22 protein-coding genes, 6 tRNA genes and 1 pseudogene are annotated in these 24,009 nt (G+C 55.9%); 20 read left to right on the plus strand and 9 right to left on the minus strand.

Annotated features, from left to right (window positions below):
• Positions 1-166: 166 nt before the first annotated feature.
• The gene (gene miaB, locus LZP73_RS08635; RefSeq protein ID WP_234234328.1) at positions 167-1,591 is read right to left on the minus strand and encodes a tRNA (N6-isopentenyl adenosine(37)-C2)-methylthiotransferase MiaB; all 1,425 of its coding nucleotides are present in this window, start codon (positions 1,589-1,591) and stop codon (positions 167-169) included.
• Between the two features lie 292 nt (positions 1,592-1,883).
• On the opposite strand from miaB, the gene LZP73_RS08640 reads away from it, so the two are divergent.
• The 10 genes from LZP73_RS08640 to LZP73_RS08685 all read left to right on the plus strand — a co-directional run bounded on the left by LZP73_RS08640 (position 1,884) and on the right by LZP73_RS08685 (position 6,603).
• On the plus strand, positions 1,884-3,098 hold the full coding sequence (locus tag LZP73_RS08640; protein WP_442800725.1) for an FAD-dependent oxidoreductase: 1,215 nt from the start codon (positions 1,884-1,886) through the stop codon (positions 3,096-3,098).
• A gap of 183 nt (positions 3,099-3,281) precedes the next feature.
• Positions 3,282-3,869, plus strand: coding sequence for an aminoacyl-tRNA hydrolase (gene pth / locus LZP73_RS08645; RefSeq protein ID WP_234234330.1), 588 nt, complete (start codon positions 3,282-3,284; stop codon positions 3,867-3,869).
• An 86-nt stretch (positions 3,870-3,955) separates the two neighbouring features.
• A complete protein-coding gene (ychF, locus tag LZP73_RS08650; protein WP_234234332.1) occupies positions 3,956-5,047 on the plus strand; it encodes a redox-regulated ATPase YchF in 1,092 nt (363 codons plus the stop codon).
• 186 nt (positions 5,048-5,233) lie between these two features.
• Positions 5,234-5,310, plus strand: a tRNA-Met gene (locus LZP73_RS08655).
• 183 nt (positions 5,311-5,493) lie between these two features.
• Positions 5,494-5,578, plus strand: a tRNA-Leu gene (locus LZP73_RS08660).
• 46 nt (positions 5,579-5,624) lie between these two features.
• Positions 5,625-5,699 (plus strand) — tRNA-Gln (locus LZP73_RS08665).
• Positions 5,700-5,725: 26 nt separating this feature from the next.
• A tRNA-Gln gene (locus LZP73_RS08670) sits at positions 5,726-5,800 on the plus strand.
• Position 5,801: 1 nt separating this feature from the next.
• Positions 5,802-5,878, plus strand: a tRNA-Met gene (locus LZP73_RS08675).
• Positions 5,879-5,957: 79 nt separating this feature from the next.
• A tRNA-Gln gene (locus LZP73_RS08680) sits at positions 5,958-6,032 on the plus strand.
• Positions 6,033-6,210: 178 nt separating this feature from the next.
• Positions 6,211-6,603: a VOC family protein gene (locus LZP73_RS08685; protein WP_234234334.1), complete on the plus strand. Its 393-nt coding sequence runs from the start codon at positions 6,211-6,213 to the stop codon at positions 6,601-6,603.
• Between the two features lie 31 nt (positions 6,604-6,634).
• Here the strand turns inward: LZP73_RS08685 and LZP73_RS08690 are convergent, their stop codons facing one another.
• From LZP73_RS08690 to katG, 3 genes are all read right to left on the minus strand, one after another.
• Entirely contained in the window at positions 6,635-7,099 is a 465-nt protein-coding gene (locus tag LZP73_RS08690) for a hypothetical protein (protein ID WP_234234337.1), read from the minus strand.
• Positions 7,100-7,213: 114 nt separating this feature from the next.
• Positions 7,214-7,699, minus strand: a complete 486-nt coding sequence (locus LZP73_RS08695) for a hypothetical protein (protein WP_234234339.1) — start codon at positions 7,697-7,699, stop codon at positions 7,214-7,216.
• A 178-nt stretch (positions 7,700-7,877) separates the two neighbouring features.
• Positions 7,878-10,118 carry a catalase/peroxidase HPI gene (katG, locus tag LZP73_RS08700; RefSeq protein ID WP_267960135.1) on the minus strand — a complete coding sequence of 747 codons (2,241 nt, stop codon included), beginning with the start codon at positions 10,116-10,118 and terminating at the stop codon, positions 7,878-7,880.
• 456 nt (positions 10,119-10,574) lie between these two features.
• On the opposite strand from katG, the gene LZP73_RS08705 reads away from it, so the two are divergent.
• The 3 genes from LZP73_RS08705 to LZP73_RS08715 all read left to right on the plus strand — a co-directional run bounded on the left by LZP73_RS08705 (position 10,575) and on the right by LZP73_RS08715 (position 13,192).
• Complete coding sequence (locus LZP73_RS08705) at positions 10,575-11,384, plus strand: hypothetical protein (protein WP_234234341.1); 810 nt, start codon at positions 10,575-10,577, stop codon at positions 11,382-11,384.
• A gap of 112 nt (positions 11,385-11,496) precedes the next feature.
• Positions 11,497-12,474, plus strand: coding sequence for a transposase (locus tag LZP73_RS08710; RefSeq protein ID WP_234234343.1), 978 nt, complete (start codon positions 11,497-11,499; stop codon positions 12,472-12,474).
• Between the two features lie 346 nt (positions 12,475-12,820).
• A complete protein-coding gene (locus LZP73_RS08715; protein ID WP_234234345.1) occupies positions 12,821-13,192 on the plus strand; it encodes a hypothetical protein in 372 nt (123 codons plus the stop codon).
• A gap of 189 nt (positions 13,193-13,381) precedes the next feature.
• On the opposite strand, the pseudogene LZP73_RS08720 reads toward LZP73_RS08715, so the two are convergent.
• From LZP73_RS08720 to lolB, 4 genes and pseudogenes are all read right to left on the minus strand, one after another.
• Positions 13,382-13,687 (minus strand): annotated as a pseudogene (locus LZP73_RS08720) (IS4 family transposase); the annotation flags it as partial.
• Positions 13,688-13,900: 213 nt separating this feature from the next.
• A complete protein-coding gene (locus tag LZP73_RS08725) occupies positions 13,901-14,848 on the minus strand; it encodes a ribose-phosphate pyrophosphokinase (RefSeq protein WP_234234346.1) in 948 nt (315 codons plus the stop codon).
• 99 nt (positions 14,849-14,947) lie between these two features.
• On the minus strand, positions 14,948-15,802 hold the full coding sequence (ispE, locus tag LZP73_RS08730) for a 4-(cytidine 5'-diphospho)-2-C-methyl-D-erythritol kinase (RefSeq protein WP_234234348.1): 855 nt from the start codon (positions 15,800-15,802) through the stop codon (positions 14,948-14,950).
• A gap of 12 nt (positions 15,803-15,814) precedes the next feature.
• Positions 15,815-16,447, minus strand: a complete 633-nt coding sequence (lolB, locus tag LZP73_RS08735; RefSeq protein WP_234235239.1) for a lipoprotein insertase outer membrane protein LolB — start codon at positions 16,445-16,447, stop codon at positions 15,815-15,817.
• A gap of 235 nt (positions 16,448-16,682) precedes the next feature.
• Between lolB and hemA the strand changes: the two genes are divergently transcribed.
• From hemA to prmC, 3 genes are read left to right on the plus strand one after another with little or no spacing between them, the layout of a single operon-like run.
• Positions 16,683-17,933, plus strand: a complete 1,251-nt coding sequence (gene hemA / locus LZP73_RS08740) for a glutamyl-tRNA reductase (RefSeq protein ID WP_234234350.1) — start codon at positions 16,683-16,685, stop codon at positions 17,931-17,933.
• A 14-nt stretch (positions 17,934-17,947) separates the two neighbouring features.
• Complete coding sequence (gene prfA, locus LZP73_RS08745) at positions 17,948-19,039, plus strand: peptide chain release factor 1 (RefSeq protein ID WP_234234352.1); 1,092 nt, start codon at positions 17,948-17,950, stop codon at positions 19,037-19,039.
• 3 nt (positions 19,040-19,042) lie between these two features.
• Complete coding sequence (gene prmC / locus LZP73_RS08750; RefSeq protein WP_169565774.1) at positions 19,043-19,906, plus strand: peptide chain release factor N(5)-glutamine methyltransferase; 864 nt, start codon at positions 19,043-19,045, stop codon at positions 19,904-19,906.
• Positions 19,907-19,973: 67 nt separating this feature from the next.
• On the opposite strand, the gene LZP73_RS08755 is transcribed toward prmC, so the two are convergent.
• Positions 19,974-20,387: a GNAT family N-acetyltransferase gene (locus LZP73_RS08755; RefSeq protein WP_234234354.1), complete on the minus strand. Its 414-nt coding sequence runs from the start codon at positions 20,385-20,387 to the stop codon at positions 19,974-19,976.
• A gap of 116 nt (positions 20,388-20,503) precedes the next feature.
• Here LZP73_RS08755 and LZP73_RS08760 point away from each other — a divergent pair, with 116 nt between their 5' ends.
• From LZP73_RS08760 to kdsA, 4 genes are all read left to right on the plus strand, one after another.
• The gene (locus LZP73_RS08760; RefSeq protein ID WP_234234356.1) at positions 20,504-20,899 is read left to right on the plus strand and encodes a SirB2 family protein; all 396 of its coding nucleotides are present in this window, start codon (positions 20,504-20,506) and stop codon (positions 20,897-20,899) included.
• Positions 20,899-21,687 (plus strand): transglutaminase family protein, encoded by a 789-nt coding sequence (locus LZP73_RS08765; protein ID WP_234234357.1) that lies wholly within the window; start codon positions 20,899-20,901, stop codon positions 21,685-21,687. The genes LZP73_RS08760 and LZP73_RS08765 overlap by 1 nt, the downstream gene beginning before the upstream one ends.
• 105 nt (positions 21,688-21,792) lie before the next feature.
• The gene (locus LZP73_RS08770) at positions 21,793-23,040 is read left to right on the plus strand and encodes a DUF819 family protein (RefSeq protein ID WP_234234358.1); all 1,248 of its coding nucleotides are present in this window, start codon (positions 21,793-21,795) and stop codon (positions 23,038-23,040) included.
• 54 nt (positions 23,041-23,094) lie between these two features.
• Positions 23,095-23,943, plus strand: a complete 849-nt coding sequence (kdsA, locus tag LZP73_RS08775; RefSeq protein ID WP_234234359.1) for a 3-deoxy-8-phosphooctulonate synthase — start codon at positions 23,095-23,097, stop codon at positions 23,941-23,943.
• The last annotated feature ends 66 nt before the right edge of the window (positions 23,944-24,009 follow it).

Here is a 24,009-nt window from a genome sequence, read left to right on the forward strand (position 1 = left end):
TAAGAGCATCCTCTCTCATATACCTCACATTTTACGAGCCCCTGGGCGTAAATGCTAACGGAAAATACATCAGGCAGTTTGTGTCGCCCTTGGCTTTTGGCCGAAAAAAGAAAGGGCGACCCGGAATGACTCCGGCTCGCCCTCGCTGTTAAGCTGTCTGTGGCCCTTAAGGCTGGAACTGGGTCACACCCAAAGCGTCATCTTTCTTATGCTTGGCCATGATGTCCGACGGGCGCAGGTTGCGACGCAGATCCATCTCATCTTCGCCGCGCACGAACACGCCGCGCAGCGAGTTGGTGTAGACGTCGACAATCTCCACATCGACGAAGGTGCCTATGTGCTTGGGCAGGCCTTCGAAGTTGACCACCCGGCTGTTTTCGGTGCGGCCGCGCAGTTCCATCGGGTTCTTCACAGATGGGCCTTCGACCAGGATGCGCTGTACCGTGCCCATCATATGGCGGCTGTAACGCATCGCCTGCTGGGTGATGCGATCCTGGAGTATTGCCAGGCGTTGCTTCTTCTCTTCCATATCGACATCGTCCGGCAAGTCGGCCGCCGGTGTGCCCGGACGGGCACTGTAGATGAAGCTGAAACTGTTATCGAAGCCTATCTCCTCGATGAGCTTCATGGTGTCGGCGAAGTCTTCCTTGGTTTCACCCGGGAAGCCTATGATGAAGTCTGAGCTTATCAGTATATCCGGGCGCGCCTTGCGCAGGCGGCGGATGATAGACTTGTATTCGATCGCCATATGGCCGCGCTTCATGGCGGTCAGGATGCGATCCGAGCCCGATTGCACCGGCAAGTGCAGGAAGCTTACCAGCTCAGGAGTATCTTCATAGACATCTATTATGTCCTGGGTGAATTCTATGGGATGGCTGGTGGTGAAACGCAGTCTGTCTATGCCGTCTATGGCGGCGACGAAGCGCAGCAGTTCGGCGAAGCTGCAGATCTCCCCATCATGGGTCTCGCCGCGATAGGCGTTGACGTTCTGACCCAGCAGGTTGACTTCACGCACCCCTTGCTCCGCCAGTTGGGCTATCTCGAGTATGATGTCGTCCAGTGGCCGGCTGACTTCTTCGCCGCGGGTGTATGGCACCACGCAGAAGGAGCAATACTTGCTGCAACCTTCCATGATGGAGACGAAGGCGGTCGGGCCTTCGGCACGGGGCTCTGGCAGGCGATCGAACTTCTCAATCTCGGGGAAGCTGATGTCGATCACGGCTTTTTCGCCGCGTTTGATCTGTTCTATCATCTCGGGCAGGCGATGCAGTGTCTGGGGGCCGAAGATGATGTCGACACACTGGGCCCTGTCCTTGATGGCCTTGCCTTCCTGGGACGCGACGCAGCCGCCGACGCCTATGATGAGGTTGGGGTTCTTATCCTTGAGGGTTTTCCAGCGTCCCAGCTGATGAAACACCTTTTCCTGTGCCTTTTCACGAATCGAACAGGTGTTGAGCAGCAGTATGTCTGCCTCCGAGGCCTCTTCGGTCAGGGTGTAACCCTGGTATTCGTCCAACAGATCGGCCATCTTGGATGAGTCGTACTCATTCATTTGACAGCCCCAGGTTTTTATATGGAGTTTCTTACTCATCAGCTTGCGTCGCCCTCAGAACCACAGTAAAAATAGCGCGACATTTTACCTCTTGTTACTGCGGCTGACCAGCTTTTGTCCATCAATCGGCGGCGATCGCCCCTGGCTGGGGGGGACGCCGGGCGTCCCGGGGGCCTCGGCCGCAGGCCTTAAGGCGTTACGGCTTGGGTGAATGCGTGATCTGGGGCATAATCTTCAACAGCACTATCGGCTATAAATGTACGACGATAAATCCGGCGCCACGGGCCATGCCCGGTGCGCCTGAGATGGCAAATTCGATGAAGGGGTGGGTGTGATTGAGGGACAAGCAGTGACTGACGAGCAAACAAGGAGCGAGTCTCGGGATGTGATCATCATAGGTGGCGGCATGGTCGGCGCCGCCGCGGCCATAGGCCTGGCGCAGCTGGGGCTCAGGGTCACTGTCGTGGAATCCCGTCAGCCCCGGGCCTATGACGAGACTCAGCCGCTGGACGTGCGGGTGTCGGCCATCAGCATCGCCTCGGAGCAGCTGCTCGAGCGCCTCGGCGCCATGGCGGCGCTGCGTGAGATGCGCAACGCCCCCTATCTTGGGCTGGAAACCTGGGAGCTGGAGGGCTGCATCACGGCCTTTCATGCCAGCCAGCTCGAGGTCAGCCACCTGGGGCATATCATAGAGAACCGCCTGATCCAGCTGACGCTATGGCAACAGCTGCAGGCCCTGGCCAATGTGCGTCTGTGTTGTCCCGCCAGGGTCACAGCTTTTGCCCGTCACCCGGATGGCATCAACGTCAGCCTGGATAACGGCGAAGTGCTCGACGCCAAGCTGCTCATAGGGGCCGACGGCGCCAACTCCCAGGTGCGCCAGTGGGCCGACATAGGGGTCACAGGCTGGGATTATGCCCAGTCGGCCATGCTGATCAATATCGCCACCGCTTGCCCCCAGCAGGAGGTGACTTGGCAGCAGTTCACCCCCAAGGGGCCGCGTTCCCTGTTGCCGCTGCCCGGCAACCATGCTTCCCTGGTGTGGTATGACGATGCCCATCGCATAGCTCAGCTGATGCAGCTGGGTGCCACACAACTGGCGCAGCAGATCCGCCTCAACTTTCCCGCCCGTCTGGATCCCGACTTCGAGGTCCTGGACAGAGGCAGCTTCGCCCTGACCCGGCGCCATGCCCAAGCCTACTATAAAGATAACCTGGTGATCCTCGGCGATGCGGCGCATACCATAAATCCATTGGCCGGCCAGGGGGTCAATCTGGGGTTCAAGGATGTCGATGCCTTGCTAGCCCAAGTGACGGATGCCATGAGCCAGGGCGTCGACTGGTGGGACAGCCGGGTGTTGGCCGGCTATCAGGGGCGCCGCTACCGGGACAATCAGCTGATGATGACGGGCATGGATCTCTTCTACGCCGGCTTCAGCAACGACTTATTGCCCCTGAAACTGCTGCGTAACGGCGCACTGAAATTGGCCAACCTGGACTCACCGCTGAAGAAACAGGTATTGAAATACGCCCTCGGCCTGAACTGAGCCAGGCGCTCAAGGTCTGATGCCAGGCAGCGGCGGATGGCGGTGCCTGACGCAAGGGCAGGCGCCCTCGGGCTGAGGGATTTGTTGACTCGGCCATTGAGTGCTAAAATGCCGCGTTTTTTAGCAGAAGGTCTGGCCAGGCTCCAATGAGCCCATGTTGCGACCATAGAAGATAGAGTTGTGATGAGCGATATTAAACTGATCGTCGGCCTCGCCAATCCGGGCGCCGAATACGCCAACACCCGCCACAATGCGGGGGCCTGGTATGTGCAGGAATTGGCGCGTATCTGTGGTGTCAGCTTAGTGCCCGACAGTAAATATTTCGGTTTATCCGCCAGAGTCACACTGCACGGCAAAGACGTGCGCCTGCTGATCCCCAGCACTTATATGAATCTCAGCGGCAAGTCGGTCGGTGCCCTGGCCAACTTCTTTCGCATCGAGCCGGAAGAAATCCTGGTGGCTCACGACGAGCTGGACATGGAGCCCGGGGTCGCCAAGTTTAAGCTGGGTGGCGGTCATGGCGGTCATAATGGCCTCAAGGATATAATAGACAAGCTGGCCAACAACAAGGGCTTCTACCGCCTGCGGATCGGCATAGGCCACCCGGGCGACAAGAATAGAGTGAGTGGTTACGTACTGGGCAAGGCCCCGGCGGCGGAGCAGGCATTGATCGAGGCCGCCATAGACGAGGCGGTGCGTGCGACAGAGATTTTGTTTAAACAAGACATGGTCAAGGCCATGCACAGGCTGCATTCGTTCAAGGCAGTCTAAATCAACATCAGCCTGCCGCCCTCGCGGCAGGCCAGAAATCAGCATCTGAGTGTGACTCAGGGCCATCATAGAGAAAGGGTTAGAATATGGGTTTTAAATGCGGCATTGTTGGGCTTCCTAACGTAGGTAAATCAACGCTTTTCAATGCGTTAACTCAGGCTGGTATCGAAGCGGCGAATTTCCCCTTCTGTACCATAGAACCTAACACGGGTGTGGTACCCGTGCCCGATCCTCGTATGGATGCGCTGGCTGCGATAGTCAACCCACAGCGTGTGTTGCCGACCACCATGGAATTTGTCGATATCGCAGGTTTGGTTGCCGGCGCCTCCAAGGGTGAAGGCCTGGGCAATAAGTTCCTCGCCAACATACGTGAAACCGATGCCATAGGCCATGTGGTGCGTTGTTTCGAAGATGACAACATAGTTCACGTCGCCAACAAGATAGATCCTGCCGGCGACATAGAAGTCATCAATACCGAGTTGGCGCTCGCCGATCTGGATAGCCTGGAAAGAGCCGTGCTGCGCCAGCAGAAGCGCGCCAAGGGTGGCGATAAGGACGCCAAGTTCGAAGTCGAAGTGCTGGAAAAAATGCGTCCCGTGCTGGACGAAGGCCACATGCTGCGTTCGCTGGACTTGTCCAAGGAAGAGCTGGAAGCCGTGGCTTACCTCAACTTCCTGACCCTGAAGCCCACCATGTATATCGCCAACGTGTCGGAAGATGGTTTCGACAACAACCCGCACCTGGATACTGTGCGCGCCATCGCCGAGCGCGAGAATGCGATAGTGGTTGCCGTCTGTGCCGCCATCGAATCCGAACTGGCCGAGATGGACAAGGAAGAGCGCGACGAATTCATGGCCGATCTCGGCCTGGAAGAGCCAGGGCTGGACAGGGTGATCCGCGCCGGTTACAAGTTGCTCAACCTGCAAACTTACTTCACCGCGGGTGTCAAGGAAGTGCGCGCCTGGACGGTACCGGTCGGTGCCAGCGCGCCGCAGGCCGCCGGGGTGATCCACACTGACTTCGAGCGCGGCTTCATTCGTGCCCAGGTCATGTCATACGAAGATTTCGTGACCTATAAGGGCGAAGCCGGTGCCAAAGAAGCCGGCAAGCTGAGGGTCGAAGGCAAGTCTTACATAGTCAAAGACGGCGATGTGATGCACTTCCTGTTCAACGTTTAAGCGACTCTATGGCATAGCCATGGCTGACGACAGAGGCGCCGCTGCGCATCTGTCGTCCAGTTTGGTGAAGTTATAGCCGAACGATGATACTCAAGGGATTTAGCCTAAAAAAGCTGTTGACCTGAATACCCTGAGTAAGCATAATACGCCCCGTTCCTCGCTAAGAGGGATAGCTAGACGTATAGTGGCAATGTAGCTCAGCTGGTTAGAGCACAGCACTCATAATGCTGGGGTCGCAGGTTCAAGTCCCGCCATTGCTACCATCTTCTCTTGATGTAAAAAAAGAGTCTGTAGCGAGTTGTGCCAGGACCCAAGTCCCGGCAATGCAAGATAGCTACCATCTTCTCTTGATGTAAATAAGAGTCTGTAGCGAGTTGCGTCAGGACCCAAGTCCCGACGATAACAAGATAGCTGCCATCCTCTCAGGATGTAAAACCGAGTGCAGTGCGGGAGTGGTGAAATTGGTAGACACGCCAGATTTAGGTTCTGGTGCCGTAAGGTGTGAGAGTTCAAGTCTCTCCTCCCGTACCATTTATTAAGAAGAGTCGGTCCAGGCGGGCTTTTCGAACAGCTTTATTGGGGTATCGCCAAGCGGTAAGGCACCGGGTTTTGATCTCGGCATTCCAAGGTTCGAATCCTTGTACCCCAGCCATTTTTATCGTTAAAACAGTTCCAAATTGGGGTATCGCCAAGCGGTAAGGCACCGGGTTTTGATCTCGGCATTCCAAGGTTCGAATCCTTGTACCCCAGCCATGGCAATGTAGCTCAGCTGGTTAGAGCACAGCACTCATAATGCTGGGGTCGCAGGTTCAAGTCCCGCCATTGCTACCATATTTATCCAAATGTCAGTGAACTTCATTGAATTTGGCCATGTCGGCATCTGTCCCGACATGAAGTTAACGTGTTTTATTGGGGTATCGCCAAGCGGTAAGGCACCGGGTTTTGATCTCGGCATTCCAAGGTTCGAATCCTTGTACCCCAGCCATATAACAGAAAGCCCGTCCTATGGACGGGCTTTTTGCTTTTCTCCTGCACCACTTTTTGTGGCCTTGCTTGCCATGGCCGCGCCAGTGATTATTCATCCCCAAGCGGCGCCAGGACTTATACTTAAAGCTTCCCGATACACCTTTAGATGAGCGAGAGTTCATTCGAGGAGAAGCAGCATGACAACACTTTCACTCGGACTGCAGCATGTCAGGGTCGTTGCCCTGGCGGTGACCGACATGGCGCGGGCAACTAAATTCTACGGCGAAACCCTCGGCCTGGCCCCTGCGTATGAGCACGGCATCATGCTGGGCTATGGGCTAGGGCCAAACATCCTGATGTTGAAGGATGATTGGTACGGCACTCCTACCGCCGAGCCTAACCCCAGGATCACCCTCGCCTGTGATTATGCGCCGGATACCGCCGCTTTCCTGCAGGCCAGGGGAGTGACCATTGCCGACGCCGTAGTGGCGATCGAAGAGGGGTTTTATATCGGCAGTTTCCTGGACAGCGAAGGCAATAAGCTCTGGTTCTGTTCACCGCTGCAGCGGCAGGAAAACCAGCCGGAATAGTCTGACTTAAGCTGGGTATTAACCCGGCCCGCTAGCGTGACTCGGGCCGCTCCTCGAGTGCGCTGAGGTTACAGCGAAACTTATACTCATCGACCGAGACATGCAGGGTATAAATCCGGTCCGCCTCCAGGTGGAGTGCGAGTGTGGCTGGCTCGCTCCAATCCGGCTCGAACGTAAACACAGAACGCAAACGCCAATAGCAATGGCCGTCCAGCCTGTGGTCGCCGGGCTCGACCATGAGGAAGTCATATTTCCCCAGCGGGGTGATGGGGTTGCCGTCGAGCTCATCTATGCTCAGGCCAGTATAGAGCATGCCGCCTTCATAGAGGCTGGAGTCTTCCGTGCTGTAGCCCAGGACTATGGCGGCCTTGCCGTTGAGCTTGGGCAATTGTGGCCCGGCGGCGCAGGCCAGCAGGTTAAGGCATAGCAAGAGACAGCCGCAGCCGTATATTCTGGGTACGCAGGCGCATGGGCTAAAGCAAGGGGGCAGCTGCATCCGGATGCCAGGCAATGAGTAGAGAGATAGCCTGATTATAGTCGCTGCGCGGCAGGCCGGGGCTGGCGTCTATGCCCCGGTTCGCGGGCCCATTTCCTGCTTGGCCTGAGGAGATTAGCCGAAGTGGAACCCATGGGCACCGGCGACGGCTCCCGCGGCGGCCAATAGGCTGAGCACCAACAAGATCTTATGCATCCGATGCAGCAGGGTAAAGGCCCTGTCGCTGTCCTTGAGCGCCTGCAGATGAAACCAGCGATGCAGGAACCAAGGTTCGAACACGAATAACACCAGGGTGAAGATCAGCCACACCAGGGTCATCAGCTGCAGCCACCAGTATTGCAGCTGCAGATAACGCTCCCAGCCCTGGATGAACGACAGCATATAGGCCCCGGAGAAGCCGGTGAGCAGGGTCGTCAGCTTGGCCTGGAAGGAAAAAGCCTGCTCGAGTCGCTCGAACAGCGCCAGACGTTCGTCCGGTTCGGCGATACGCCTGACTGCCGGAATGAGCACTGTGGTGACGAAGCCGACCCCACCTATCCAGAGGATGACGCAGATGACGTGGAGTGCGCGGGCGAAGACGAATAAATCAACATTCTGCATGGGTTTCCCTAGCCTAAGCCGTTGGGAGATATGATAAAGAAGATAGGATAAATTTTCCCGCCTCAGAGTGAAAGCCTCACTCGCCACGGAATGTCGAAAGCGCCGTCTGGCGCACACTTTCTCCGTGTCATGGCGATTGCGGGCGCGGCCGCCGGGCCGCGCCCACAGCCTTTATGCCTCAGTTGAGATCGAAGCGATCCGCGTTCATCACCTTATTCCATGCCGCCACGAAGTCATGGACAAACTTCTCCCCGGCGTCGCTGCAGCCATAGACCTCGGCGATGGCACGCAGCTGGGAATTCGACCCCAGGATGAGATCGACACGTGTGCCAGTCCATTTTAGCTGGTCCGTGTTGCGATCCCGGCCCTCGAACAAGGCTGCGGCCTTGGAGGTCGGCTGCCAGCGAGTGTGCATGTCGAGCAGGTTGACGAAGAAGTCATTGGTGAGGGTCTCGGGCCTGTTGGTGAAGACCCCATGCCGGGACTGGCCGACATTGGCATTCAACACCCGCAGACCGCCGATGAGAACCGTCATCTCGGGCGCCGTCAGGGTGAGCAACTGCGCCTTGTCGAGCAGCAGTTCTTCGGCCGAGACGCCCGCCTCTGTCCCGGGAGCGTCGCTGCCAGAAAGGCCGGGCGCGAGGTAATTGCGGAACCCGTCTGCGACCGGCTCGAGCACGGCAAAGGCGTCCACATCGGTTTGCGCCTGGGTCGCGTCGGTGCGTCCCGGGGCGAAGGGCACCACTATATCCTGGCCGGCATTGATCGCCGCCTGCTCCACTGCGGCGCAGCCACCGAGGACTATGATATCGGCCAGGGAGACCCGCTTATTGCCGGATTGGGCGGCGTTGAACTCCTGCTGTATCCGCTCCAGAACGCGCAACACCTGCGCCAATTTGGCCGGCTGGTTGACGGGCCAATCCTTTTGCGGCGCGAGACGGATGCGGGCGCCATTGGCCCCGCCGCGCTTATCCGAGCCGCGGAAGGTGGAGGCAGAGGCCCAGGCGGTCGAGACCAGCTCAGGAATTGACAGCCCGGATGTGAGCAGCTTGCCCTTGAGGACGGCTATGTCCTTGGGATCTATTAACTCATGACTGACTGCGGGCACAGGGTCCTGCCACAGAAGCTCCTCCTGCGGTACTTCGTCGCCCAGATAGCGGGAGACAGGGCCCATGTCCCTGTGGATCAGCTTATACCAGGCCCTGGCGAATGCATCGGCCAGCTCCTGCGGATGCGCGTGAAAGTGCCGCGCTATGGGGGCATAGACGGGATCCAGTTTCAGCGCCAGATCTGTGGTGGCCATCATGGGGGCGTGGCGTTTCGACGGGTTGTGGGCATCGGGCACCTTGTCCTTGGCCGAGGCGTCTCTCGGGGTCCACTGCCAGGCCCCGGCCGGGCTCTTCGTCAGTTCCCAGTCGTAGCCCATCAAAGTGTCGAAGTAGCCATTGTCCCACTGCACAGGGTTGGGGGTCCAGGCGCCCTCCAGGCCGCTGGTGATGGTGTATTCCCCCTTGCCGCTGCCGAAGCTGTTCTGCCAGCCCAAGCCTTGCTGCTCTATGGCGGCGGCCTCGGGCTCGGCACCGACCTGCGCCGCATCGCCGGCGCCATGACACTTGCCGAAGGTATGGCCGCCGGCGATGAGCGCGACCGTCTCATAGTCGTTCATCGCCATGCGTGCGAAGGTTTCGCGTATGTCTATGGCGGCGGCGCGGGGATCCGGCTCGCCGTTAGGCCCCTCAGGGTTCACATAGATCAGCCCCATCTGCACGGCCGCGAGTGGTTTGTCCAACTGCCGCTCACCGCTGTAGCGCTTGTCGCCGAGCCATTCGGCCTCGGCGCCCCAGTAGATGTCTTCCTCAGGCTCCCAAATATCCTCGCGGCCGCCACCGAAGCCGAAGGTCTTGAAGCCCATGGACTCCAGGGCACAGTTGCCGGCCAGCACCATGAGATCGGCCCAGGAGATCTTGCTGCCGTACTTCTGCTTGATGGGCCATAACAGCCTGCGGGCCTTATCCAGGTTGCCATTGTCGGGCCAGCTGTTGAGCGGGGCGAAACGTTGCGAGCCAGAGGCTGCACCGCCACGACCATCGCCTATGCGGTAAGTGCCTGCGCTATGCCAGGCCATGCGGATGAATAGGGGGCCGTAGTGGCCATAGTCGGCGGGCCACCAGTCCTGGGAGTCTGTCATCAGCGCAAACAGGTCTTGCTTCAGGGCCTTGAAGTCGAGGCGCTTGAAGGCCTCGGCATAGTTGAAGGCTGCGCCCATGGGATTGGACAGGGGCGAGTTTTGGTGGAGGATCTTGAGGTTCAACTGATTTGGCCACCAGTCGCGGTTCGAAGGACCCACGCCAGCGGTTTGGGTCTGCGCCCCATGCATGACCGGGCACTTGCCTGTGGGGCTGCCATTATTTCTGTCCATCTCGCTTTCCTATCTTAGCTGTGAGGTAATTAAGGTATAGCAGCTCGGCGCGGCAGGACTAAATGGCTTATTCAAATCGGGGTCATCGTTTTTTTCTATGGCAGCTCCCGCATCCCTGCCCGCGAAAGCGCCCCCGACATACAGTCGGCGTTAGGCTCTTTTCTTCAACGCCTTGCGGCAGCTCCGAAGGGCTCCCTTGGTCTGCGGCCGTTTTGGGTTGATTTAGACAGTTATAATTAGATAGTCACAAGAGTCGTGCCTGTCCCATTTAACCTCTGCACGAAAAATTACCTGAGCGATGCGCGTTTAGCCGGAAGGTATTGGACTAAAACCGAACTTAATGCTTTACACAACAGCAACTTGTGATAACGTGGTTTGCATTGGACTAATGTACATATGCGCATGCGCACTATTAAAATGTTAGCCTATCCCAGTAAACAGAGATTAGTGGGTTGTATGGAAACTGAAAATACATCAAGAAGCTTTATTGCAAGCAAACCTAGAACAGATTTTTGGCTACTTTTTAAAGTTGCTTCATATGACAGGTTAGTGCAAATGCAGAAAGGACTTATCTACATGAATAGTCTCGAGTACTTTTCAAGTTTAAAAGATGAGGAGAGTCTAGCTTTGCGAGCTGATGAACTTGAGAAAGTTTATGGAATACTTCGAGCAGGCAAAACCCCAATGGGTCATACCACGTTATCTTTGAAAATTCAGGATGAAGAAATTGATATGGGTCCCGAAGCGATTCTTACAGCTCATTTTCCAAGAGCTAAGAATACGATGTTATTTTGCATGGGAGCTCTGGCTGACGGCGAAGACGGCTTAATACCGGGAGAGGTAGATAATAAGATATATTTTGATAAACGATTTCTTGAGTTTGGCTCACATATTCTCCTTATAAACAAGCCTTCGGATTTTTCAGAAAGAATAAACAAGGCAATAAAAAAGACATCTGGTGCCTTTAGCTCAAAGCTTTTTCATGATGGCTATGGGTTGGTTGAATATAAATCACTGGAGAATTTTTCTGGTCCAATTGGCCTATATATAAAAGATTCCAAATATTCGTGGCAAATGGAGTTTAGAATTTCATTTGGTGTCGAAGATTGTTGCCTAAATCCAAAAGGTGCGTTTGAGTTAGAAATTGGTGATATTTCTGACATAAGTAATATCATTCCAGTACAAGCACTCATTGATGAGCCGCTTTGTGTCAAAAGGCGAACATTCATAAAAACTGGTGATGATTATGAACAAGTCAATGGCTAACAAGACGCATCACTCGCGGCCTTTAGCTGCTGAATCAGGCCACCCACAGTAAATGGCGTGATCCAGCGGCCTCTCCTAGACTGAGATAAATTGTCGATGTTGGAGTCTTGCCATGCCGCGTCCCAGAAGAACTCAGATCAGTGTCGAAGACACCCCTTTCTACCACTGCTGCAGCCGGGTGGTGCGTCGCGCCTTCCTCTGTGGGGATGATCGATACTCGGGTAAGAACTATGACCATCGCCGGGGCTGGGTAGAGTCATTGCTGTTTGAACTTGAAGCGGTGTTTGCCATTGATGTGGCTGCTTTTGCGGTGATGTCGAATCACCTGCATGTGGTGTTGCGAATTGATCTCGACACGGCCAACCGTTGGAGCGACGCAGAAGTGCTTGAGCAGTGGCATAAACTGTTTAAAGGCGATGAATTAACCCGTAAATTTGCCCAGGGTGGGCTGGTTGAATCTCATGAAGTGATCCATTTAAAGCACTCCATCGCGACCTATCGCAGCAGGTTATGTGATATATCGTGGTTTATGCGTTGCCTCAATGAACCGATAGCCAGGCAAGCAAATCAAGAGGATAACTGCTCAGGCAGATTCTGGGAAGGCAGGTTTAAGTCGCAGGCGTTATTGGATGAGGCCGCAGTATTAACCTGTATGGCCTATGTCGATTTGAATCCCATCAGAGCCAAGATGGCGGCTACCCCAGAGCAATCCAATCACACCAGCATTCAACTACGAATTCAGGCAGCCTTGAAAGGCGAACAACCACCAAACCTACTGCCTTTTATTGGCAACGAACGCGATAATCAGCCCAATGGCATTGCATTTTCGCTCCAGGATTATCTTGAATTGATTGATGATACAGGGCGTATTATTCGAGATGACAAGCGTGGTGCTATCGGAGAGAACAGCGCTAAGTTGCTAACAAGATTGAATATCGAGCAAGAGAGTTGGTTAAAACTCACCACTGAATTTGGCAAGCTGTTCCATGGTCCCGTGGGAACGCTGCAAGAACTCAGCAGCTATTGTAAACATTTAGAGAAACGACGACGGCATTTCTCCGCCTGTTGTCAACACCTCAACGCAGGCTGACGTTAACTTCATTGTTTAAAGCGATAGCTTTCAGGACCCTATGAATGGAAATGGGTTGGGTAACTGACGCCAAAAATCACTGTTTTGAGTGAAGTAGACCTGTTTTATCAATCCTCATCCATTTTGCATCATGTCCTGTGACTCTTTATCAGTTAAATCACTTTCCCTAGCTTGAGCCCTAGCTGAAAGTGCATTATGTCATTGTTTTAACATGGCTGGCCTGATTTGTGTGTTGGCCTGATTTGTGTGTTCCTGATTTGTGTGTTGGACTAAAACCGAACTTAATGCTTTACACAACAGTAAGTTGTGATAACGTGGTTTGCATTGGACTAATGTACATATGCGCATGCGCACTATTAAAATGTTATGTGAAGAATCTAAAGTAAAAATCATCAATCTGGAGAAAAATATGAGGAAGGTAATTTTTGGTTTGTTAATGGTTGTACTATCTACGAGTGCTATTGCTGGCCGTAGTACACCAACAACTATAAAGAGTTTAATAGTAAAATCAGACTATGTTGAAATTTGGACAAATAGTACGGGCGGTGATTGTTCAATTAATAATGGTTGGCATTTATTGAACACAAATCCCAATTTTAACGCATTATATAGTGGTTTCCTTGCGTCAAAAACAAGTGGGAAGCAGGTGGATATTGTGGGTGCAGGTGCTTGTGATGGCAGCTATGAAATAGTCAGTTGGGCATATGTTGCGATGTAAAAGGCCGGTTTACAGAAAACCAGGAAGATGTGACACTCCTGTAACTATTGCATTAAATGTAGCCATCAAAAAAAATGCATAGAGTTTTAGCGAGCGACATCACATAACAAACACATGAAAAATCGCTCCACTACGTTACGCTGGACCTCCCTGTCGGTCGGCCTTTTATGTGGGCGCTGGAGGATCCCCTCATAATCCTGGCATGCCTCCGGCATGAACCCGTTTGATGTATTCCAGCATTGCCCAACGAAAAGTTGACTCTTTAATCTGGTATTTAGGTCGCCGTCGGACTTCTTTCCCAAGCCGGACGATTGATAATACAGCCCTGTTTATTATCGTATTGGCCTGAAAATGCCTCTGCCAACCAAGATGCATCGCTGCGATACCTATGCACCACAAGAGCATCTCGGCCAGCATGGCGATGAGTAAAAGCACATCATAGCGTCTTGGATCTTTACTTCGGCTTTGCCGCAGACCCATGCCATATTGAGTGCTGAATCAGGGCTGCTGAATCAGGGCTGCTGAATCAGGCCACCCACAGTAAATGGCGTGATCCAGCGGCCTCTCCTAGACTGAGATAAATTGTCGATGTTGGAGTCTTGCGGTAATCCCCCATAAAAAAACGCACTCCCTGGGAGTGCGTTCTTGTTCTCGGTTGCCGCTACTAATCTGTAAGCAGCCACTGACTGGCAGTGGCTGAACTGTTAATTAGTGGCGGAACATGGCCGAGATGGATTCTTCGTTGCTGACGCGGCGTATGGCTTCGGCCAGTACTGCGGACATGGTCAGCTGGGTGACCTTGCTCACTTTCAGCATCTCTGCGCTCAAGGGCACAGTGTCGGTCACTATCACTTCGTCTATGACGGACTCGGCGATGTTTTCTGCGGCCTTGCCGGAAAATACCGGGTGGGTGGCGTAGGCGAAGACGCGGTTGGCACCGTGCTCTTTCAGCGCTTCGGCAGCCTTACACAGGGTGCCGCCTGTGTCTATCATGTCATCGACTATGATGCAGTCGCGACCCTGAACGTCACCTATGATGTGCATCACCTGAGCCACGTTCGCCTGTGGGCGACGCTTGTCTATGATGGCCAGATCCGAGTCGTCCAGCAGCTTGGCAACGGCACGTGCGCGTACTACGCCGCCTATGTCCGGTGACACTACTACCGGGTTTTCCAGCTTCTTGGCCAACATGTCTTCCAGCAACACAGGGCTGCCGAAGACGTTATCGACGGGCACGTCGAAGAAGCCCTGGATTTGCTCTGCGTGCAAGTCACAGGTCAGTACCCGGTCGACACCGACGCTGGACAGGAAGTCGGCAACGACTTTGGCTGTGATGGGCACACGGGCACTGCGAACACGACGGTCTTGGCGGGCATAACCGAAGTAAGGGATCACTGCGGTAATACGACCTGCAGATGCTCGGCGCAGGGCGTCAACCATCACTATGAGTTCCATCAGGTTGTCATTTGTCGGTGCACAGGTGGATTGGATGATGAACACATCGGCACCACGCACGTTTTCGTTGATCTGGACACTGATTTCACCATCGCTGAAACGGCCAACCACTGCGTCTCCGAGTTTACAAAAGAGTCGTTCGGCTATCTTATTCGCGAGACTGGGGGTGGCGTTCCCAGCAAAGAGCTTGATGTCGGGCACTGTAAGAACCTCAGGCGTTTGCTTTATATTGTTGTGGCTGACATAGCGGCAGTGCGGAATGGATTCCGGTGCCTGTAGCTTGCTATGGCAGAAGAAATATCAGAGCTGAGCCAGTCGCGCCAGGAGCGGCGAGCTGTTCATCCCTTGTGCGACAAAACCTTGCAAGTCAGGCGGTAATTTCGCCAGGGCCGCTTGGGCTTGTTGCGCTTGCTCGAATTCCCCGAACACGCATGCGCCGGTTCCGGTCATTCTGGACGGCGCATATTCTACCAGCCAGGCCAATGCCTTGGCAACTTGAGGGTATTTTTCTGCGACCAACTTTTGGCAATCATTCGACCATGAACTGCTCATTAAAGTGTCTATATCCAGCTTGGGGGTGGCTCTGGGCAGGGCCGGGTCCTGGAACACTGCCTGGGTCGACACATGCACATCCGGCACCAGCACCAGATACCAGGACCGGGGCGGGGAAACGGGCTGGAGCCGCTCGCCGACGCCTTCGGCAAATGCAGCCAAACCATTAATGAAAACAGGGACATCGGCGCCGAGTTTCAGGCCAAGCTCGGCCAATTCGGCATTCGACAGGCCCGTGTCCCAGAGGGCATTGAGGGCCACCAGGGTGGTGGCCGCATCGGACGACCCGCCCCCCAGGCCACCGCCCATGGGCAGGCGTTTATCCAGCCAGATCTCGGCGCCGCCCGGGTAGCCTGTGGCCTGCTGCAAGGATTTTGCGGCTCGCAGAATTAAGTTATCGTTATCCGCGACAACGCCGCCCAGGTTGGAGTGCAACTTGAGGGCGGCGCCGTCCATGAGTTTGAAATCCAGATAGTCGCAATAGTCGATAAACTGGAACAGGGTCTGCAGCTCATGATAGCCGTCGGCGCGGCGGCCATTGACGTGCAGGAAGAGGTTCAGTTTCGCCGGCGCCGGCCAGCCGAGTGAGAGATGTGCTGTCATGCAGGCGATTCCTTATTGGGGTAATTTGGCCACTGGCTGCCCCAGGGCTTGCCAGCGATTGACCTGAATTTTGAGTTGCAGCCCCTCCCTGTCCAGCCTGAGTTGTTTGGGTATGGTGGCGCCGCTCTGCTGCTGCCAGCTGAGAAACTGCACTCGCCAGGGGGCCCCGGGATCCGGGCTCAGCAGCAGACTGGGGTAGCCCTGGCCATCCAGGGTGACTTGGGCCGGACTCATGCCCGTCTGGCCCGTGATCCACAGGGGCAGGCTCGCCAGCGGAATAGTCCAGCCGCTGACCCGCTCGAGCAGCCGCTGTGGCTGGCTGTCTTCGAAGACCTTGCCATCGACTTCCAGTCTGGCGCCTCGCCTGTCACTGCACAGGGTCAGCACCGTGGTGCCTAGCATTGTGGTCAGCCTCAGCTCGTCCCCCTCCTGGGTATGCAGCCAGTAGAGATTGGTGCTGAACTTGTCGCTGGGGGACTTCACCGCCAGCTTGCCCTGCAGCTCCCAGGCATCTGCCTGTTCGGCCTGGCTGACATTCACCGGGGCGAGCCGGCTCTGGGGCAGGGTGCTGCAACCGCCGAGCGCGAGCAGCCAGAGTAAACTCAGGGATAAGGCGATTCTTGTGATGCAGTGCAAATTAGTTATCTATGATGGCCGCTGATAGCTGCTTATGATACGAGCGGGGGCCGAGAATACCAATGCCCGGGCGCAAATTTACGTTTGAGGCTTGTGATTCCTGCCCCATGGGGTGAAATATTAGCGCTAATTGGGCCAATAATTCTGTCTTTAACGGCTTTTGTTAAGCCCATTCTGTTTTTAAGCGTGCCAATTCAGTAGAATGTCTCCTTCAAAGAGCTGCCAAGAACCTAAAACGAGTCAGATGAGCCTTGTAGCCATAGGTATAAACCACAAAACCGCCACAGTCGATTTGCGTGAGAAAGTCGCCTTTTCACCGGACAAGATTCATGATGCCATGAAGAGTCTGGCGAGTCGGACGCGCTCGGGTGAAGCCGTGATAGTCTCTACCTGTAACCGCACCGAGCTTTACTGCAACAACGCCAACGAGGCCGACATCATAGAGTGGCTGGAGGAATACCATGAGTTGTCTCATGAGGAAGTCGCCGCCTGTATCTATCAGCATAGGGGCCAGAGTGCGGTCAATCATCTGATGCGGGTGGCCTCAGGGCTGGACTCCCTGGTGCTGGGCGAGCCGCAGATCCTCGGGCAGGTGAAGCAGGCTTTCGTCAAGGCCAAGGAAGCCGGTACGGTGGCACTGACCATAGACAAGCTGTTCCAGAATACTTTCTCCGTGGCCAAGAAGGTGCGCACCGAGACAGAGATAGGCGCAGCTGCCGTGTCCGTGGCCTTCGCCGCCGTCAGCATGGCCAAACACATCTTCTCCTCGCTCGCCGCCACCAGGGTATTGCTCATAGGCGCGGGCGAGACCATAGAGCTGGTGGCCAGGCATTTGAAAGATAACGGTGTTCAGAGCATAGTGGTGGCCAACCGTACCCTGGAGCGTGCCCAGGCCATGTGCGAGGAGTTTACTGCGACCGCCATCATGCTGGAGCAGATACCGGATTTTCTCGCCAAGGCAGATATCGTGATATCCTCTACCGCCAGCCCGCTGCCTATCCTGGGCAAAGGCATGGTAGAAAAAGCGCTAAAGCAGCGTCGTCATCAACCTATGTTGTTGGTCGATATTGCCGTTCCCCGAGATATCGAAGCAGAAGTCGGCGAGTTGGACGACGCTTTCCTTTATACTGTGGACGATCTGCATAGCATAATTGAACAGAACATGGCTTCCCGCAAGGAGGCCGCCGAGCAAGCCGAATTAATCACCGAGGAACAATCGTATCAATTCATGGAATGGATGCGCTCCTTGGAGTCGGTCGACAGTATTCGCGAATACCGCAGCCAGAGCATGGCGATAAAGAATGAGCTGGTCGAGCGCGCCCTGAACAAATTGGCTCAGGGGGGAGATAACGAGCAAGTGTTGCAGGAATTGGCCAATAGGCTGACCAATCGTTTGATCCATGCACCGACCCAGGCCCTGACGACGGCCAGTCGCCGGGGCGACCTGAATACCATCGGCCAGTTAAGAACGGCACTTGGATTAGATAAAGACTAAGGTTAGCGAGTTAAATGAAGCAATCCGTTATCCGCAAGCTTGAAGGCTTGCTCGAGCGTAATGAAGAAGTCCTGGCACTCTTGAGTGATGCCAGCGTGATCGCAGATCAAGACAAGTTCCGTGGCCTGTCCAGGGAATATGCCCAGCTGGAAGACGTAGTCGCGGGCTTCAAGGCATACCAGCAGGCCCAGGCCGATCTCGACGCCGCCAAAGAGATGCTCGAGGAAGACGACGCCGAGATGCGCGAGATGGCGCAGGAAGAGATGAAGCAGGCGAAACTCAGGCTCGAAGAGCTCGAAGATCAGCTGCAGATCTTGCTCCTGCCGAAAGATCCCAACGACGACAGCAATGCCTTCGTCGAGATCCGTGCCGGTGCCGGTGGTGACGAGGCGGCCATCTTCGCCGGCGACCTGTTCCGCATGTACAGCAAATATGCCGAGGCCAACCGCTGGCAGCTGGAAGTCATGAGCGCCAACGAAGGCGAACATGGCGGCTTCAAGGAAGTCATAGTCAAGGTCAGTGGCGAAGGGGTTTACGGTAAACTCAAGTTCGAATCCGGTGGTCACAGGGTTCAGCGGGTGCCGGAAACCGAATCCCAGGGCCGGGTGCATACCTCGGCCTGTACCGTGGCCGTGCTGCATGAAGTGCCAGAAGCGGAAGCCATCTCCATCAATCCGGCGGATCTCAAGGTCGACACCTTCCGTTCTTCCGGTGCTGGTGGTCAGCACGTCAACAAGACGGACTCGGCGATTCGTATCACCCATATCCCCTCAGGGATAGTGGTCGAGTGTCAGGATCAGCGCTCGCAGCATAAGAACCGTGCCCAGGCGATGAGTGTGTTGGCGGCCCGTATCCAGGCGGTCGAAGACGAGAAGCGCCGCAGCGCCGAAGAAACGACCCGCCGCAACTTGGTGGGCAGTGGCGATCGCTCCGAGCGGATCCGCACCTATAACTATCCCCAGGGCCGCGTCAGCGAACACAGGATCAACCTGACCCTGTATCGTCTGAACGAGGTGATGGAAGGGGATCTGAATGTGATCCTCGAGCCTTTGATGCAAGAGCATCAGGCGGATCAGCTGGCGGCACTCGCCGATGAGCAGGGTTAAGTTTTGTCAGTTCAGTCTTCCGCCGCGCAATCCAACATAGCCGAAGCCCTGCAATGGGCCTTCTCGCAATTGGCCGCCACCTCGGACTCGGCGCACCTGGATGCCGAGGTGTTGCTGCTGCATTGCCTGAACAAGAGCCGCAGCTTCCTCTACACCTGGCCGGAGAAGCCCCTGACCCTGGAACAGTGGAAACGCTTTCAGAAGATGGTGCAAAAACGCCAGCAGGGGGTGCCAGTGGCCCACTTGGTGGGGGAGCGGGAATTTTGGTCCTTGCCCTTCATAGTCAATGAAACCACGCTGATCCCCAGACCAGATACCGAAATCCTGGTGGAAACCGCCCTGAATCTGCCCCTGTCCGACAACGCCAAGGTGCTGGATTTGGGCACGGGCACAGGGGCCATCGCCCTGGCGCTGGCCTCGGAAAGGCCCAAGTGGCAGATCACCGCCATAGACAAGGTGGAGGATGCGGTGGCACTGGCCAAGGCCAACAGGGCCAACCTGAACTTCCCCCAGGTGGAGATACTGCAGAGCGATTGGTTCAGTGCCGTCGAGAGCCGGGACTTCGACCTCATAGTCTCCAATCCGCCTTACATAGACGAAACGGATGAGCACCTGATGCAGGGCGATGTGCGTTTCGAGCCCCACAGTGCCTTGACCGCGGCCGAAGAAGGCTTCGCCGACTTATACCACATAGCCCAGACCGCCAGGGAACATCTGCTGATCGGGGGCTATCTGTTGCTGGAGCATGGCTTCGAGCAGGCGGTGCAACTGAGGAATAAGCTGACCGAACTGGGCTACCATAATGTCGCCACGGTGCGGGATTTTGGCAGCAATGAACGTTGCACCCTGGGGCGCTGGTTCGGTTGATGCCAAGGCCCGGCTAATACCTGGGCTCGACTGATAAAAGGGCTCGGCTGATACCCGAGCCCAGGCATCAGAGCGCTTTCACCATGAAGTATTTGCAGCCGCTGCTTGGGTAGGCTTCCTGGGTCCATTCGACCCTGTAACCTCTTGCCTGATAGAAGGGCCTGGCCTGGAACTCCAGGGTGTCGAGCAGCACCCACTTGCAGCCCCTGTCTTTGGCGATGGACTCGGCCTGGTTCAGCATGCGCTCGCCTATGCCCTGGCCCCTGAGGGACGGGTCGACCCAGAAGTTGTCGAGCAGCAGCCAGTTGCCGAAGCTGCGTCCGCTCAGTCCCGCCAGCAATTGCCCCTTATCATCCTCCAGTTTTAACCCCAGCGGCAGCCGCTCGACCCCTTGCCAGTGTTGCCAGTTGAACTCGGCTATTTTCTGTTTGACCCGTTCGGCAAAGGCCGGCGAGTCATCGAAACTGAAATTCATTGTCATCTGTGTTTCCCCTGGGAATATTGGCCGCAAGTGCCGGGCCCCGTGCTACTGATAGTCATTGGTATGGGGCTGTGGATCGGGTAAACTAGCGCCTTTGTCTTAGACTAGGGATCGAAATGGACACCTTTTACAGCTTATATCCTGCCGCCCGGCACCTGCATTTTACGCTGATCGCCACCAGCGTGTTGTTCTTTATCGTGCGCTTCGTGCTGCACCTGCGCGAGTCGCCCATCATGGACAAGAAAATCATCAAGGTGGCGCCCCATGTGATAGATACCTTCCTCTTGTTGTCCGGTTTGCTGCTGTGCTTCATGATCCAGCAATACCCCTTCGTCGATCCTTGGTTGACCGAGAAGATTGGCGCCGTCGTAGCCTACATCATACTAGGGGCGATAGCACTCAAGGCCAAACGCAATAAATTGTTCAAGACGTTCGCCTGCCTCGGGGCTCTGGGGTGGTTGGTCTATGCCGCCAAGCTGGCTCACTTCAAACAAGCGGTATTTCTGGGTTAATGGAAAAATATACACTCGACGATGCCATTTCCTTACCCGAATCGGCATTCGACATCGGCCAACACCTGGGGTTTTCCAAGGCCGCGGCCGCCAACTGGGCCTGGTTGGAAATCGCCGGCGCGGCGCTGAGCCATTATCTGGTCGACCGGCATCAGCGGCTGCAGGCCTTGCTGGACTGGTTCTACCTCGACCTGGGCTTCTGTATGCGTGAGGACTATTTCAGTGTCGAGGCGGCCGATCTGGGCACTTGCCTCATCAGCCGTCAGGGCAACAGCACGAGTTTGGCGACCGTGCTCATGCTGCTGGCCAAGCAACTGGATTTGCAACTCGAGCCCCTGCTGCTGCCGGGCAATACCTTGCTATGCAGTCGTATCGACGACCAGGTGCGCTATCTGGACCCGCTCACGGGCCGGGACCTGAGCCGGCATGAGTTGCATGTCCTGGTGCGCGGCGAGCTGGGGAATGGCGCCCAATTCAAGCCGGGTTACCTCAAGCCCGCCAGTGTTAAGCGTCTGATCTCGCGCATGCTGCACGAACTCAAGGCGGGTTGCATAGTGTCGCATCAATTCGAAGCCGCGATGGAGTGCTGTAATCTGTTGCTGCAGTGGCATGGCGACGATGTGCACCTCAACCGGGAACGGGCCTTCATCGCCCAGCAGCTCGGCTGTATCCAGGTTGCGGCGGCGGACTTGCGTCACTTCATAGACAAGAGTCCCCACGATCCCGTTATCGAACTGGTGAAGTTGCAGCTCAGGGAATTGAGCGAGCATAGGGAAACCTACCACTAGCAGGCCAGAGCAGGACAGGTGCGACAATAGGCAACAACATAAGCAATACGATAAAAATACAAGAATAACGACAGTAACTAATGCATTCGCAAGGGAGAAAAACGCATGAGCAGTACCGCCTTAGTGACAAACGACGCCACGGCCTTGGGCATGTTGGCCGCGATCCTGGGATTCGTGTTTTATACCAGCGGCAGCCGCCATCCATTCTGGGTGAAGTTCTACCGCTTCATTCCCGCCTTGTTGCTATGTTATTTCCTGCCCTCGCTGCTCAACACCTTCGGGGTGATAGATAGCGAGGCCTCGAAGCTGTATTTTGTCGCCTCCCGTTACCTCTTGCCCGCCTGTTTGGTGCTCTTGATCCTCAGCGTCGACCTCAAGGCCATTCTGGGCCTGGGTCCCAAGGCGGTGATCATGTTCCTCACCGGCACCCTGGGAATCGTCATAGGCGGGCCCATCGCCTTGCTGCTCATGTCGGTCTTCGACCCCTCGCTCCTGGGCGGCCATGGCCCGGATGCGGTCTGGCGCGGCATGACCACTTTGGCCGGCAGCTGGATAGGCGGCGGTGCCAACCAGGCGGCGATGAAGGAAATCTATGGCGTCGGCGGCAACATCTTCTCCGTGATGGTGACTGTCGATGTGATAGTGGCCAACATCTGGATGGCGGTGCTGCTGTTCATGGCCTCCAAGGCCAAGGAAATCGACGCCAGAACCGGCGCCGATACCTCGGCCATAGAGACCCTCAAGGCCAAGGTGGAGCAGTATCATGCCGAGAATGCCCGCATTCCCAGCCTGCGTGACTTGATGCTGATAGTCGCTGTCGGCTTCGGGGTCACGGGCATGGCGCACCTGGCGGCCGATTTCCTCGGCCCTTATTTCGAGGCCAACTACCCCTGGACCGAAGATTACAGCCTGACCTCCAAATTCTTCTGGCTGGTGGTGATAGTCACCAGCATAGGCCTGGCCATGTCCTTCAGCCCCATGCGTCACCTGGAAGCGGCGGGGGCCTCCAAGGTCGCCTCGGCCTTCCTCTATATTCTGGTGGCCACCATAGGCCTGCACATGGATGTGACCAAGATAGCCGACACCCCTGTGTATTTCCTTGTGGGGATCAGCTGGATGCTGGTTCATGCCGGGCTCATGCTGCTGGTGGCCAAGCTCATCAGGGCGCCGCTGTTCTACATGGCGGTCGGCAGCCAGGCCAACGTAGGCGGTGCCGCCTCGGCCCCTGTGGTGGCGGCGGCCTTCCATCCGGCGCTGGCCCCCGTGGGTGTGCTGCTGGCGGTATTCGGCTATGCTTTAGGCACTTATATGGCCTGGCTCTGTGGTCAATTATTGCAATTTGTTGCCGCCTGACGGCCGGCAAGATTATTCATGGGTTAGCGCCCACTATTTGAGAGATATCTTTTGATGGCGAATAAAATCATAAACTTGGGCGACATAGAGATCGCCAACGATAAACCTTTCGTGCTGTTCGGCGGCATGAATGTGCTGGAGTCCCGGGATCTGGCCATGTCTATCGCCGAGACCTATGCCGAAGTGACCCAGAAGCTGAACATTCCCTATGTGTTCAAGGCCTCGTTCGACAAGGCGAACCGCTCGTCGATCAATTCTTACCGTGGTCCCGGCATGGAAGAAGGCCTGAAGATATTCGAAGAGATCAAGAAGACCTTCAAGCTGCCGCTGATCACGGATGTGCATGAGGTGCACCAGTGTGCCCCAGTGGCCGAAGTGGTCGACATCATCCAGCTGCCGGCCTTCCTGGCACGCCAAACCGACCTGGTGATCGCCATGGCGAAGACAGGCGCCATCATCAACGTCAAGAAGCCGCAGTTCCTGGCTCCCCACGAGATGCGCCACATAATCACCAAGTTCAACGAGGCCGGCAACGATGAGATCATTCTCTGCGAACGCGGCTCCAGCTTCGGTTATAACAATCTGGTGGTCGACATGCTGGGCATGGACGAGATGAAGCAGACGGGTTACCCGGTGATCTTCGACGCCACCCATGCGCTGCAACGTCCGGGCGGCCGTGCCGACTCGGCCGGTGGCCGCCGTGCCCAGGCGACAGAACTCGCCCGCAGCGGCATGGCGCTCGGCCTGGCCGGGCTGTTCATCGAGGCCCATCCGGATCCGGACAACGCCAAGTGCGACGGCCCCTGTGCACTGCCGCTGCGGCAGCTGGAGAAGTACCTGACCCAGATGAAGGCAGTGGACGAGTTGGTGAAATCCTTCGAGCCTATAGATACCAGCAAATAGGCACTTGCCAATAGGCACCTGCAAATAGCCGCCTGCAACCAGGCACAAGCGAGTCACCTTCTGCCC

Source organism: Shewanella sp. AS16, assembly GCF_021412365.1.
In the GTDB taxonomy this organism is placed as follows: domain Bacteria; phylum Pseudomonadota; class Gammaproteobacteria; order Enterobacterales; family Shewanellaceae; genus Shewanella; species Shewanella salipaludis.

Coding starts and splice junctions, on each gene's coding strand:
- miaB (WP_234234328.1), bottom strand. CDS start 1,591: ATGAGTAAGAAACTCCATATAAAAACCTGGGGCTGTCAAATGAATGAG.
- pth (WP_234234330.1), top strand. CDS start 3,282: ATGAGCGATATTAAACTGATCGTCGGCCTCGCCAATCCGGGCGCCGAA.
- ychF (WP_234234332.1), top strand. CDS start 3,956: ATGGGTTTTAAATGCGGCATTGTTGGGCTTCCTAACGTAGGTAAATCA.
- LZP73_RS08685 (WP_234234334.1), top strand. CDS start 6,211: ATGACAACACTTTCACTCGGACTGCAGCATGTCAGGGTCGTTGCCCTG.
- LZP73_RS08690 (WP_234234337.1), bottom strand. CDS start 7,099: ATGCAGCTGCCCCCTTGCTTTAGCCCATGCGCCTGCGTACCCAGAATA.
- LZP73_RS08695 (WP_234234339.1), bottom strand. CDS start 7,699: ATGCAGAATGTTGATTTATTCGTCTTCGCCCGCGCACTCCACGTCATC.
- katG (WP_267960135.1), bottom strand. CDS start 10,118: ATGGACAGAAATAATGGCAGCCCCACAGGCAAGTGCCCGGTCATGCAT.
- LZP73_RS08705 (WP_234234341.1), top strand. CDS start 10,575: ATGGAAACTGAAAATACATCAAGAAGCTTTATTGCAAGCAAACCTAGA.
- LZP73_RS08710 (WP_234234343.1), top strand. CDS start 11,497: ATGCCGCGTCCCAGAAGAACTCAGATCAGTGTCGAAGACACCCCTTTC.
- LZP73_RS08715 (WP_234234345.1), top strand. CDS start 12,821: ATGCGCACTATTAAAATGTTATGTGAAGAATCTAAAGTAAAAATCATC.
- ispE (WP_234234348.1), bottom strand. CDS start 15,802: ATGACAGCACATCTCTCACTCGGCTGGCCGGCGCCGGCGAAACTGAAC.
- hemA (WP_234234350.1), top strand. CDS start 16,683: ATGAGCCTTGTAGCCATAGGTATAAACCACAAAACCGCCACAGTCGAT.
- prfA (WP_234234352.1), top strand. CDS start 17,948: ATGAAGCAATCCGTTATCCGCAAGCTTGAAGGCTTGCTCGAGCGTAAT.
- LZP73_RS08755 (WP_234234354.1), bottom strand. CDS start 20,387: ATGACAATGAATTTCAGTTTCGATGACTCGCCGGCCTTTGCCGAACGG.
- LZP73_RS08760 (WP_234234356.1), top strand. CDS start 20,504: ATGGACACCTTTTACAGCTTATATCCTGCCGCCCGGCACCTGCATTTT.
- LZP73_RS08765 (WP_234234357.1), top strand. CDS start 20,899: ATGGAAAAATATACACTCGACGATGCCATTTCCTTACCCGAATCGGCA.
- LZP73_RS08770 (WP_234234358.1), top strand. CDS start 21,793: ATGAGCAGTACCGCCTTAGTGACAAACGACGCCACGGCCTTGGGCATG.
- kdsA (WP_234234359.1), top strand. CDS start 23,095: ATGGCGAATAAAATCATAAACTTGGGCGACATAGAGATCGCCAACGAT.